At 70.2% G+C, this 11,655-nt stretch carries 14 protein-coding genes; 7 read left to right on the plus strand and 7 right to left on the minus strand.

Annotated elements, in window-relative coordinates:
- Positions 1–12: 12 nt before the first annotated feature.
- Positions 13–636, plus strand: coding sequence for a flavin reductase family protein (locus ACFV9G_RS00530; protein ID WP_378723796.1), 624 nt, complete (start codon positions 13–15; stop codon positions 634–636).
- A gap of 131 nt (positions 637–767) precedes the next feature.
- Positions 768–2,039 (plus strand): alpha/beta hydrolase family esterase, encoded by a 1,272-nt coding sequence (locus tag ACFV9G_RS00535; RefSeq protein WP_378723797.1) that lies wholly within the window; start codon positions 768–770, stop codon positions 2,037–2,039.
- Between the two features lie 18 nt (positions 2,040–2,057).
- Here the strand turns inward: ACFV9G_RS00535 and ACFV9G_RS00540 are convergent, their stop codons facing one another.
- A complete protein-coding gene (locus ACFV9G_RS00540) occupies positions 2,058–3,017 on the minus strand; it encodes a calcium/sodium antiporter (protein WP_378723800.1) in 960 nt (319 codons plus the stop codon).
- 163 nt (positions 3,018–3,180) lie between these two features.
- Here ACFV9G_RS00540 and ACFV9G_RS00545 point away from each other — a divergent pair, with 163 nt between their 5' ends.
- Together ACFV9G_RS00545 and ACFV9G_RS00550 are read left to right on the plus strand one after the other, a co-directional pair.
- On the plus strand, positions 3,181–4,266 hold the full coding sequence (locus ACFV9G_RS00545) for an META domain-containing protein (RefSeq protein WP_378723803.1): 1,086 nt from the start codon (positions 3,181–3,183) through the stop codon (positions 4,264–4,266).
- 89 nt (positions 4,267–4,355) lie between these two features.
- Positions 4,356–4,667 (plus strand): hypothetical protein, encoded by a 312-nt coding sequence (locus tag ACFV9G_RS00550; protein ID WP_378723806.1) that lies wholly within the window; start codon positions 4,356–4,358, stop codon positions 4,665–4,667.
- A 6-nt stretch (positions 4,668–4,673) separates the two neighbouring features.
- Here the strand turns inward: ACFV9G_RS00550 and ACFV9G_RS00555 are convergent, their stop codons facing one another.
- Entirely contained in the window at positions 4,674–5,060 is a 387-nt protein-coding gene (locus ACFV9G_RS00555) for a nuclear transport factor 2 family protein (protein WP_378723808.1), read from the minus strand.
- Positions 5,061–5,095: 35 nt separating this feature from the next.
- Positions 5,096–5,566: a hypothetical protein gene (locus ACFV9G_RS00560; protein ID WP_378723811.1), complete on the minus strand. Its 471-nt coding sequence runs from the start codon at positions 5,564–5,566 to the stop codon at positions 5,096–5,098.
- A 17-nt stretch (positions 5,567–5,583) separates the two neighbouring features.
- Between ACFV9G_RS00560 and ACFV9G_RS00565 the strand changes: the two genes are divergently transcribed.
- On the plus strand, positions 5,584–6,693 hold the full coding sequence (locus ACFV9G_RS00565; RefSeq protein WP_378723813.1) for an FAD-dependent monooxygenase: 1,110 nt from the start codon (positions 5,584–5,586) through the stop codon (positions 6,691–6,693).
- Between the two features lie 38 nt (positions 6,694–6,731).
- Positions 6,732–7,484 (plus strand): DoxX family protein, encoded by a 753-nt coding sequence (locus ACFV9G_RS00570; protein ID WP_378723816.1) that lies wholly within the window; start codon positions 6,732–6,734, stop codon positions 7,482–7,484.
- A gap of 32 nt (positions 7,485–7,516) precedes the next feature.
- On the opposite strand, the gene ACFV9G_RS00575 is transcribed toward ACFV9G_RS00570, so the two are convergent.
- On the minus strand, positions 7,517–7,702 hold the full coding sequence (locus ACFV9G_RS00575) for a hypothetical protein (RefSeq protein ID WP_378723818.1): 186 nt from the start codon (positions 7,700–7,702) through the stop codon (positions 7,517–7,519).
- Between the two features lie 3 nt (positions 7,703–7,705).
- Positions 7,706–8,959 carry an aspartate aminotransferase family protein gene (locus tag ACFV9G_RS00580; protein ID WP_378723820.1) on the minus strand — a complete coding sequence of 418 codons (1,254 nt, stop codon included), beginning with the start codon at positions 8,957–8,959 and terminating at the stop codon, positions 7,706–7,708.
- A gap of 108 nt (positions 8,960–9,067) precedes the next feature.
- On the opposite strand from ACFV9G_RS00580, the gene ACFV9G_RS00585 reads away from it, so the two are divergent.
- Complete coding sequence (locus ACFV9G_RS00585) at positions 9,068–10,534, plus strand: NAD-dependent succinate-semialdehyde dehydrogenase (RefSeq protein ID WP_378723823.1); 1,467 nt, start codon at positions 9,068–9,070, stop codon at positions 10,532–10,534.
- 2 nt (positions 10,535–10,536) lie between these two features.
- Here ACFV9G_RS00585 and ACFV9G_RS00590 read toward each other — a convergent pair whose 3' ends face one another.
- Both ACFV9G_RS00590 and ACFV9G_RS00595 read right to left on the minus strand, forming a co-directional pair.
- A complete protein-coding gene (locus ACFV9G_RS00590) occupies positions 10,537–11,196 on the minus strand; it encodes a GntR family transcriptional regulator (protein WP_378723826.1) in 660 nt (219 codons plus the stop codon).
- A 166-nt stretch (positions 11,197–11,362) separates the two neighbouring features.
- On the minus strand, positions 11,363–11,611 hold the full coding sequence (locus ACFV9G_RS00595; RefSeq protein WP_378723828.1) for a hypothetical protein: 249 nt from the start codon (positions 11,609–11,611) through the stop codon (positions 11,363–11,365).
- Between the last annotated feature and the right edge of the window lie 44 nt (positions 11,612–11,655).

Raw genomic sequence — 11,655 nt, forward strand, 5'->3', positions numbered from 1 at the left:
TAGGTTCGAGGCATGGGTACGCATGTCGACATCGATCCGGCCATCCTCTACTTCGGCACGCCGGTCGTGCTGCTCGCGACTCTCAACGAGGACGGCACCACGAACCTGATGCCGATGTCGTCGGTCTTCTGGCTGGGCCGTACGGCGGTCCTCGGGATGGGCGCTTCGTCGCAGACGGCGCGCAATCTGAGGGGCCGGCCCGAGATCGTGCTGAACCTGCCCGGCGTCGACCTGGTCACCCAGGTCGACCGGCTCGCGCTGACCACGGGGAATGCGGCGATGTCGTCGGCGAAGGCCGAACGCGGGTATGTGCACGTGGCCGACAAGTATGCGCACGCCGGGCTGACGGCGTACGGATCCGACACGGTGCTGCCGACGTCGGTGGCGGAGTGCCCGGTGCACATCGAGGGGACGGTTGCGGCGCTCCATGACCTCGGTGAGCCGAAGCTGCTCGCCGTGGAGGTCGCGGTGACTGCGGTGCGGGTCGCACCGGAGCTGCGGCTCGACGGCCACGCCCATCGGATCGACCCCGATCGCTGGCGGCCGCTGGTGATGAGCTTCCAGCAGTTCTACGGGCTGGGGGAGCGGGTCCATCCGTCGCGGCTGGCGAGCATCGACGAGGAGCTCTACCGGTGAGCGGCGCCGGATCGACACGTCCGAGCGCCGGAATGTGGGCCCGGTCGACATAGACCTGTGGTGACCGTCACATCTACCGTCGATCTGCCTGCCGGGAGGCGGCGGGCGGGGTTCCCACAGGAGGATCGGTCATGCGTCTCGGGTCACGGATCTCGCCCAGGTTCCGACAACGACGGATCGGCGCCGCGCTCGCGGGGCTCGGACTGGTGCTGGCTGGCGGTGCGGTGCTGTCCGTCGCCCCGCCGAGCGACACCGCCGCCGCGGCCGGTGCGTGGACTGCTCGGACGGCGGGCGGGATGACGACGCAGCTGTACGTCCCCGGCACCGCGCCGACGCTCGGCACCGGGCGTGCGCTCATGGTCAGTCTGCACGGCTGCGTCCAGACCTCGGCCGCCCTGCGCGATGGCGGCAACTGGGCCGCGACCGCGGAGGCGCGCGGCATGGTCGTGGCGATCCCCGCGGCACCGAACGGCGGCGTACTCCTCGGGTGCTGGGACTACTACGACAGCAACCACTCCCGGACCTCGCCGGGGCGGCACGACGACAACCTCCTCCAGCTGGTCAGCGACCTGCTCGCCGATCCGGCCCTCGACATCGACCCCGACCAGGTCTATCTGTCCGGGCTGTCCTCGGGCGGCGGCGAGACGATGGTGATGGGCTGCCTCGCGCCCGACGTGTTCGCCGGGATCGGGATCAACGCCGGCCCCTCGGTCGGGACGACGTCGGGGCAGATCGGGTCCGTGGCGGTGACCCAGTCGCAGGTGACCAACACCTGCCGGACGTTCGCCGGCTCCGCCTCGTCGGGGTTCGGCAGCCAGCTCACCTCGGTGATCTACGGCTCCAACGACACCACCGTCGCGCCGGGCTACAACACCCTGAACGCGCAGGTCATGGCCGGGATCTACGGCGCCGGGTCGCAGTCGTCCTTCTCCCTGGCGGGCCTGGCCGGCAACAACACCGCCGGCGCCGGCACGCTGTGGTCGGACGGCAACGGTCCGCGTGTGTCCCTGATCCAGAACACCGGGATGGGACACAACTGGCCGGCCGGCGGCGGCCCCGGTGGCTCGTACGTCACGACGAACTCGATCGACTACCCGGCGTACGTCACGGACTTCTTCTTCGACAACAATCGTCGGGTCGAGCGGGGCACCGAGCCGACCGACCCGCCGACGGACCCGCCCACCGAGGAGCCGACCGACCCGCCGACCGAGCCGGGCCTCTACTGCGGCTCGGCGACCAACGCCCAGCACCAGGCAGCCGGGCGCGCCCACTCGTACGGCGCCAACCCCTACAACCCGTTCTACGCCGAGGTCTCGGAGGATTACCTGGGCCAGGGCGACGCGACCGTCACGACCCTCCAGGAGTCGGCGGGCGGCCGCTTCGACGTGGTCACCGCCTGCTGACGGGGGCGTGGTCAAAGGTCAGGTACGTGTCAGGAGTAGCCACGTCAGGTAGCCGATGTAGGTGGCTACGAACAGCCCACCCTCTGCTCGGGTGATCCGGGCACCGCTCACGAGAACTGGCAACGCGGCCACCATGGTGGCCACGAGGAGGACGAGATCGGCGTTGCGCACCTCCTCGGAGACTGGGACGCCGTGAGGTGCGACCAGGACGGTCAGGCCCAACACTGCCGCGATGTTGTAGATGCTTGATCCAAGGAGATTGCCGATCGCGATATCTCGGTCGCCCCGCACAGTCGACATGATGGTGGTGACGAGCTCGGGCGCGGACGTGCCGATCGCGATGACCGTGAGCCCGACGACCGCGTCGCTGACGCCTAACGCGTGGGCGGCGGAGACAGCCCCTTCGACGAGCAGTTCGGCGCCGCCGACGACCAAGGCGAGTCCGAGCACGAGAGACAGGCCGATGCGTGTCAGCCCACGCTCCGAGGACGCCGATACAGCGCCCGTGTAGTCCTCCTCGACGTCCGCTGTCTCGCGCCGGCTGACACGTATCAGACCTAGGGTGTAGGCGACGGCGCCCGCCAGCAGGAGGGCGCCGTCAAGACGAGTGAGCACGCCGTCGAGGGCCATGAGGAAGAGGGCGAGCGTCACCGCGATCATCGCGGGCAGGTCGAACTTGAGCGTCCTTCGGTCGATTGCGATCGGGATGAGCAGGGCGCTGAGTCCGAGGATGAACAGAAAGTTGATGAGGTTCGTGCCGACGATGTTGCCGATCGCGAGGTTCGGGCTGCCGTTGAGAGCCGCGTCGATCCCGACAGCGAGCTCGGGCACGCTCGTACCGACCGACACGACGGTCAGCCCGATGATGATCGGGCGAACTGCGAGCCTGGTGGCCAGGCCCGTCCCGGCACGGACGACGAGTTCTGCGCCCCCGAGAAGGGCGAGGAGCCCACCGATGACCAGCAGGGCGTCAATCATTGACGAGCCGCCGAGTGCTGCTGATCAGGCTGTGAGTCGCGAAAGATCGACATGAAGAACGCTTAGCACACCGCGACCATGATTCGCCTCCACTCCAGTCCTGCGGGCATCGTCTTTCTGGCCACCGCGCTCGAACTCACTGGGAGCAGGGTTCTTCGGACAAATGGACGCCGGGTCGCCACCCTTAACTTTTCAGGGCGACTGGGTCTATCCTGCCTACGACATCAGCGCGGCAAGTCGCCTCCTCCACCCCGCGCCCGGCGTCGACGTCATCGACGAAGGCTCGACCCCGTTCGTCGACGTGGTCGCCATGGCTCTGGGCCCTGGACTCGCTGCGGGTATCGAGACCGGAGGCGACGTGTACCAATCCGAGCGGCAGCTGCCCGATCGTCCGCGACCCGGTGACGTTCTGATGGCCGTCCGGCGGAGCGTGGACGTCCTGGTGCTCGGGGCCGTCCTCGTCCTCGTCCTCGGCGTGCTCACCGGCTGCGGGAACTCCGGTGACACGTCGGGCGAGGAGCCGACCACGACCGCGGACGAGTCGCCGGCGGCCGTGAAGGCAGCGGCCCTTGACGGGGCGACGTACAAGTCCACTTCGGTGGAGGGCCACGACCTGGTCGAGGGGTCGACCATCCAGCTGGCGTTCGAGGACGACACGATGTCGGTGTCGGCCGGGTGCAACACACTGTTCGGCCCGTATGCCGTGACCGACGGGACCCTCGCCTGGACCGAGCCGCCGGCCAGCTCGAGGATGGCCTGTTCACCGGAGCTTGACGAGCAGGATCGGTGGCTGACCGACCAGTTCACCAACGGTATGCAGGGCACGGGCGATGGGTCCGCCCTGACCCTGACCAGTGGAGCCGTCACGATCCAGTTCGCCAGCACCTCCGCCCCACCCCTCGACACCCTGCTCGGCAGTGTCTGGACGGTCGTCGGCACGATCGCCGACGGTGCCACCGCGCGGCTCCCGGTGAACACGCGCCGCCCGTGGCTGACCGTCGGTCAGGATGGGCTCTCCCGCCTCTTCACCGGCTGCAACAGCGGACGCACGACCGTGCGAGTCGTGGACGACCAGATCGCCTTCGGCCCCGCCACCGTGACGCGCGGCAGGTGCCAAGGCGCCGCGCGGCTCAACGAGGAGGCTGTCCTCGCGGTCGTCGACGACCAGACCACCGACCACGTCGAGCTCAACGGGAACGTGCTGATCGTGACCGTCGGCGACAAGGGGCTCGTCTTCCAGATCAGCTGACGTGGCGGCCGGAGCCCCATGAGGGTGCTGCGGCGAACCGTCCGGCCTGCCTGACGTACGCTTCCCTCCCGACGAGAACGAGGTGCAGCATGACAGCGAGCAGGTCCGCGCGTGAGCGGAAGGCCGCCTCGCAGGCCGGGCCCCTGGCCACGGTGAGGATCGATCTCGACGCCCAGGAGCAGTTCGTCTACAAGATCACCTGCACGGAGTGTGTCGTCAGGGACCGGATCAAGTGGGCGACCTACCGCTCCGGCGAGGACAACGGCTTCATGGCGGCGATGGACCGATGGATCTTCCACCTCATGCAGAAGCACCCTGAGGCGGACGCGCCGTGCCTGAAGTTCCTGCCCGAGGCGCAGCAGCGGCAGCAGAAGCGGCGCGAGGGCCGATCGGCCGAGTAGCCGGTCTCAGCCCCGCATCGCGGCGGCCTTGATCTCCTCGAACTGCTCGCCCATCCGGGTGGCGAGGGCCTCGGCGGCGCGCAGCGGGCGGACCATCACCTTGAAGTCGACGATCTTCCCCTCCTCGTCGTAGGTGAGGAAGTCGCAGCCGTTGAGCTCGAGGCCGTCGACCTTGGCGGTGAACTCGTAGGCGTGGTGGGCGCCGTCATGGATCTCGCGGACATAGGTGAAGTCCTCGAACACCTTCACCACGGCACGCAGGATCGCCGCGGTGATCGCCCGGCCGGGGTAGGGCTTGAACGCGACCGGGCTGGTGAACACGACGTCGTCGGCGAGCATCGCCTCGACGGCATCCATGTCCTTGGCCTCGATCGCCTCGCGGAAGGTGGTCATGCGGGCTCCTCCTGGGTCGGTTGCTGGGGGAGAGCCTAGAGGGACGGGTGGTGCGGTGCGTTCCCCGGCAGGCTCCGGTCCCGGCTGTTGAGGGCGTAGCCGAGCGCGATCCCGACCGCCGCGGGAGCCAGGACGAGCCCCGCCACGAACGGCGTCAGGTACCGCAGGTCGCTCAGCAGGACGCCGACGTCTCGGCCCTCCTCGAACCAGATCTTGAGCGGGCCGCTGAGACCGACCACGAGAGCGACCACAGCCCAGCGCACGAACACGGGCGGCAGGACGGTCGAGTGGTAGCCGTCCCACAGGCCCCAGGCTCCGGAGACGACGATCAGGGCCGCGAAGTAGATCAGGCCGGCACCGATGTCGGCGTCCTCGGTGGGGAAGAAGTTGGTCATCACGAGCGAGTAGAGGAGGCTGGCGCCGAGGATCGCGGCGAGACGTACGAGGAGCTTCATGTCCTCAGCCTCCCCGATCGAGGCGCCGCGCGCATGAGTGCGAATACTCATCCGGTTAGATTCGTGGCGTGAACAGCTCAGCGGGTCGGCGTGCTCTGGTGGTCGGTGCGGGGATCGGAGGGCTCACCGCGGCGCTCGCGATGTCGCGCGTGGGATGGCAGGTGAGCGTGCTGGAGCGCGCGCCGGAGCTCGGCGAGGTCGGGGCCGGCCTCTCGATCTGGCCGCGGGCGTGGAAGATCCTCGCCGACCTCGGCGTCGCGGACCGCCTCGTGGACGGGACCCGGCCGGCGATCCAGGCCGGCTTGCGGCGGCCCGACGGGCGCTGGCTGGCGAAGGTGGGTGCCGAAGCCGCAGAGCGGACTCCGGTGATGGTGCATCGGGCCCGGCTGCACGAGGCTCTGGTGGCCGAGCTGGGCACGCGCGACGGGATCGAGGTACGCACCGGGGTGACGGTCACCTGTCTGGCCGATCTCGACGACGTCGACGGCCGCGGCCCGGCCGACGTGGTGGTCGCCGCCGACGGGATCCGCAGCACGATCAGGAACGAGCTGCACCAGTGCGAGGACGTACGTTATGCCGGCTACACCGCCTACCGCGGCGTGACCGCGGAGCCGGTGCCGGGAGAGGCCTCGACCACGGGTGGGGAGACCTGGGGGACCGGGGTGCGCGTCGGCTACGTCCCGCTGGTGGATGGCCGGACCTACTGGTTCGTGACCGCCAACCGGCCGGCCGGGGAGACCGGTGGGGACCACCACGCCGACGTCACCGCGCTCGTCGGCGACTGGCACGAGCCGATCCCGCAGCTGTTGGCGGCGACCCCGCCGAGCGCCGTGCTCCGCGGAGACATCTGCGATCTGCGGCTGCCGCTGAGGCGGTTCGACCACGGGCGGATCGCGCTCCTCGGTGATGCCGCGCACGCGACGACCCCCAATCTCGGCCAGGGCGCCTGCGCCGCGATCGAGGACGCCGCCGTGTTGGCTGCGCAGCTCGCCGGTCACGCTCGTGTCGAGAGCGCGCTCGTGGCGTACGACCGCACCCGGAGGCCCGCGACATCCCGCCTGGTGCGGGCCTCGCGGCTGGTCGGGGTGCTCGGCCAGGTCGAGAACCGACCGGTCGTGGCGGTGCGGGACGCCGGGCTTGCGGGGCTCGGCGCGGTTGCGGGGCTGCTGAGCAGGTAGCCCCTGGGCGTCACAGATGACCGGCCCGTGGTGTCTGGATGGCCATGACGGCTACCTATCTCGCCCTGACCCTCATCGCCTCGATCGCCGCCCTCGGCGGGGCGGTGCTCAACCTGACCGGACACCGGATACCCGTGAGCGAGGCCCAACGGCTCTCGGTGCCGATGGAATGGTTGAGGTTCCCGATCGGCGCTTCCTACGCTCTGGGCTTCCTCGGTCTGCTTGTCGGGCTCGCGGTGCCTGCGGTGGGGCTCGTCGCGGCTGCCGGGTTCGTGGCCTTCTTCGTGCTCGCGATCGGGGCACACCTGCGGGTGGGCGACCGGAGCCTGGGTCGCGCGACCGGCGGGCTCGCGTTGGCGGTCGCGACGCTCGTCGTCACCGGGATCTACGCGGCCGGGCAGAACGATCTCGGCGGGGTCGTTGCGACGTACGTCCGTGACGTTCCCGAACCGTGGTGGCCGGTCGTTCTGCTCGCGGTGATCCAGATCGGCGATGCGGCGATGTGCTTCAAGCCGGTCGGCTTCATCGCGCGGTGCTTCACCGACGTCGGGCTGTCGCGGGCGCTGTGGCCGGTGATGCCGTGGGTCAAGGTCGCCGCCACCGCCGGCCTGGTCGCCGGGGTGTGGGTGCCGTACGTCGGGGCGCTGACCAGCGCCGCGCTGGTGGTCTACTTCGTCTGCGCCGTCTCGGCGCACGTCCGGGCCCGCGACTTCGGCCGCAACCTCGCCCTCAACGCGTCGCTGTCGCTGGTCCTGTGTGTGGCCGTGTTCGTGTTCTGCTTCCTGCGCTGAGCCGCGACGCCGAGCCGGCGGCCGACCGGATGTCACCCCTCGGCGTGGCTTCTCACGTGGTCGAGCAGGTCGGCCGCCGCCGAGGTGTAGCGGTCGACCTCCTCGCCGCTGTCGCAGGTGCACAGCACGATCGTCACTTCGTCGGCGCGCGGCCAGATCGCCTCCCAGGTCGCGCCGGCCTGCTCCCAGCGGAGCAGTCGCTCGAGGTCGTACGTCATTAGTCAGCCGAGGACGGCGTCGACCGACTGGGCCCAGAGTCCGGCGGCCTCGTCGATGGCCGTGGAGTCCACGACGAGGGCGGGGATGAACCGCACGACCTGGCCCCAGGCGCCGCAGGTGAGCAGCAGCAGGCCGCGCCGGGCAGCCTCCTGCTGGGCCGCGGTGGCGGTCGCGCCGTCGGGTTCGCCGTCGGGGGTGCGGAACTCGTTGCCGAGCATGAGCCCGAGGCCGCGTACGTCGGTGATCGCCTCGTGCTTGCTCGCGACCTGCTCCAGGGCGGAGCGGAGCTCGGCGCCGCGCTCGGCGGCGTTCTTCACCAGACCCTCCTCCTCGATGACGTCGAGGGTGGCCAGGGCCGCGGCGCAGGCGACGGCGTTGGCGCCGTAGGTGCCGCCCTGCGAGCCGGGCCAGGCCTTCGACATCAGCTCCTCGCTCGCCGCGATCGCGGACAGCGGGAAGCCGGAGGCCAGGCCCTTGGCGGTCATGATGATGTCGGGACGCGAGCCGAAGTGGTCGTGTCCCCAGTACTCGCCGGTGCGGCCGAAGCCGGTCTGCACCTCATCGATGATGAGCAGGATCCCGTGCCTGTCGGCGCGCTCGCGCAGGCCATCGAGGAAAGCCTTGTCGGCGGGCACGTAGCCGCCCTCGCCGAGGACCGGCTCGACGAGGAACGCGGCGGTGTCGGCCGGGGAGCTCTGGGTCTGCAGCGTGTAGTCGAGCTGCCGCAGCGCGAACTCGGTCGCCTGCTCCTGCGGCCAGCCGAAGTGGGGTGCGTCGGGGAAGGGGGAGACCACGACGCCGGCCATCAGCGGGCTGAAGCCGGCGCGGAACTTGGTGCCCGAGGTGGTCATCGAGGCGGCCGCGACGGTGCGGCCGTGGAAACCGCCGTGGAAGACGACGATGTTGGGCCGGCCGGTGGCCTGGCGGGCCAGCCGGATCGCGGCCTCGGCCGCCTCCGAGCCGGAGTTGGCGAAGAAGAGGCTGTCGAGACCGGCCGGGAGGACGGGGCCGAGGCGGTCGACCAGGTCGAGGAGCGGGCGGTGCCTGACCGTCGTGTACTGACCGTGGATCAGGTCGGCGATCTGGCGCTGGGTGGCCTCGACGACCTTCGGATGGCAGTGGCCCGTGCTGGTCACGCCGATGCCGGCGGTGAAGTCGAGATAGCGACGATCGTCCTCGTCGAAGAGCTGGACGCCTTCACCGCGAGCCGCCACGACCGGGGTTGCCTGCTTGAGGATGGGGGAGAGGTTGGCCACCGTGGACTCCTGTTGATTGTCGACAATCCGACTGGCTACTAGAGTAGGCCAGCGTTCGCCGGCTGTCAGCCCGGACGGCCGGATGCCAACCCCGGAGGTCGATGCGGCATGAGTGGAGAACCGAACGAGGCGCGGGTCGTGGCGGAGGTGCCCAAGGGGCTTCTTGTCGCCGGCCGGTGGGTGGATGCGAGCAACGGGGCCACGTTCGACGTGCTCGACCCGTCGACGGGGGAGGTGCTCTGCGCGGTCGCCGACGCGACGCCCGAGGACGGCGCGCGTGCGCTGGAGGCCGCGGCGGGCGCGCGGGCGGAGTTCGCCGCGACCGCGCCGAGAGCCCGCGCGGACATGCTGATGGCCGCCTTCGACCTCCTCCACGAGCGGATCGACGACCTGGCGCTGCTGATGACGCTCGAGATGGGCAAGCCGCTGGCCGAGGCGAAGGGCGAGATCGCGTACGCCGCGGAGTTCTTCCGCCACTTCGCCGAGGAGGCGGTGCGGATCGAGGGTGGCTATCAGTCCGCGCCTGCCGGCGGCTCCCGGTTCCTGATCACCAAGCAGCCGGTCGGACCGGCGCTGCTGATCACGCCGTGGAACTTCCCGATGGCGATGGGCACCCGCAAGATCGGGCCGGCGATCGCGGCCGGCTGCACGAGCATCGTCAAGCCGGCCCAGCAGACGCCGCTCTCGATGCTGGCGCTGGGCGAGATCCTGCGCGAGGCAGGCGTGCCGGAGGGGGTTGTCAACATTCTGCCGACCACCGAGCCGGGGGACCTGACCGAGCCGCTGCTGCGCTCCGGCGTGATCCGCAAGCTCTCCTTCACCGGCTCCACGGCGGTCGGGCGCGTGCTGCTCGCCCAGAGCGCGGAGAAGGTGCTGCGTACGTCCATGGAGCTCGGCGGCAACGCCGGCTTCGTCGTCTTCGACGACGCCGACATCGACGAGGCGGTCGCGGGCGCGATGGCCGCGAAGATGCGTAACACGGGGGAGGCGTGCACGGCCGCCAACCGGATCTTCGTGCAGCGCTCGGTCATCGAGGAGTTCGGCGACCGGCTCGCCAAGGCGATGTCCGAGCTGCCTGTCGGTCGTGGCGTCGAGGAGGGCGTACGCGTCGGGCCGCTCATCGACGAGGCGGCCAGGGAGAAGGTGCAGACCCTCGTCGACGACGCGGTGGCCGGCGGCGCCCGGGTGCTGACCGGCGGCACCGCCCCCGACGGGCCGGGCTACTTCTACCCGCCGACCGTGCTCACCGGGGTCCCCGCGTCCGCGAAGATGGGCAGCGAGGAGATCTTCGGGCCGGTCGCGCCGCTGACCCCGTTCGACACCGAGGACGAGGTGGTCGAGGCGGTCAACGACACCGAGTACGGCCTGGTCAACTACCTCTTCACCAACGACCTGCGCCGTGGCCTCCGGGTCGCCGAGGCGCTCGAGTCCGGCATGGTCGGGCTCAACCAGGGCGTGGTCTCCAACCCCGCCGCGCCCTTCGGCGGCGTCAAGGCCTCGGGACTGGGGCGGGAGGGCGGGCGTACCGGGATCGAGGAGTTCCTCGAGACGAAGTACGTCGGGATCGCGATGTAGGCCTAGATGTAGGCCTGGTTGTCGTCGTCCTCGGCGTGGATGAGGCGCCGCAGCGCCTCATCCATGTGCAGCTCGACGCGCTTGAGGGTCAGCTTCACGTCGCCCGCCTCGATGGCGGCGACGATCTGGTTGTGCTCCTCGACCAGCTCCAGCGGCTGCTGGTAGGTGCCCTCCAGCGCGGTCAGGCACATCCTCGTCTCGACGATCAGGGTCTGGTGCATCCGGGCCAGGCGCCGGCTCCCGGAGCACTGCACGAGCACGTCGTGGAAGTGGAAGTCGGCATCGCTGAGCGCGGCCGGGTCGCCGAGCTCGAGCGACGTGGTCATCGCGTCGCAGGCCGCGCGGAGCTCGCGCAGCGCCGCGGGCACCCGCGCCTTGGCGATCATCGTGGCGGCGGCGCCCTCGACGGCTGCCCTGGCCACGTAGACGTCTCGGATGTCGGCCTCGTCGAGCTCGATCACGAAGAGCCCGCGGTTGGGCTCGCTGCGGAGAAGGCCCTCCTGGACCAGGCGCTGCATCGCCTCACGCAGCGGGCCGCGGCTGACGCCGAACTGGGCCGAGAGCGCGGTCTCGCTCAGCTGCGCACCGGGCTGCAGGGTGCGCTCCATGATCGCCGTACGCAGCTGGCGAGCGATGACCGAGGCCGTCGACTCCCTGTGCACGGGTTCGAAGCTCGATGTCACTGTCAACGTGGTCTCCGATAGGTCACCGAGAAAGAGTTTGATTGTTGACAATCATTGCATGTGGTCGGGTCGACGGCGAGTGGATGGACCGCGAGCGGGCCGGGCGTGGGAAGCGCCCGGCCCGCTTGTTGGCGGCCGCCGCCGGTCAGACGGACTTGTCGAGACTGTCGAGCTCGGCGAGCTCAGCCTCGGACTCCGGCGTACCCGGGATCTCGGTGCCCCGGATCGACTTGCCCGCGGTCTCGACGACGAAGAACAGCGCGATCAGGCCGACCACGGATCCGGCGATCATGTAGTAGGCCGGCATCAGCACGTCGCCGGTGGCGTCGATCAGCGCGTTGTTGACGTACAGGGCCGTGGCGGCGCAGGCGGGGGGGGGGGTGTTGTTTGCCATACCCCAGCCGCCGGAGCGCCCCCGCGAGGGGGAAAAACCCCGGG

This window comes from Nocardioides sp. NPDC059952 (assembly GCF_042730435.1).
GTDB lineage: Bacteria > Actinomycetota > Actinomycetes > Propionibacteriales > Nocardioidaceae > Nocardioides.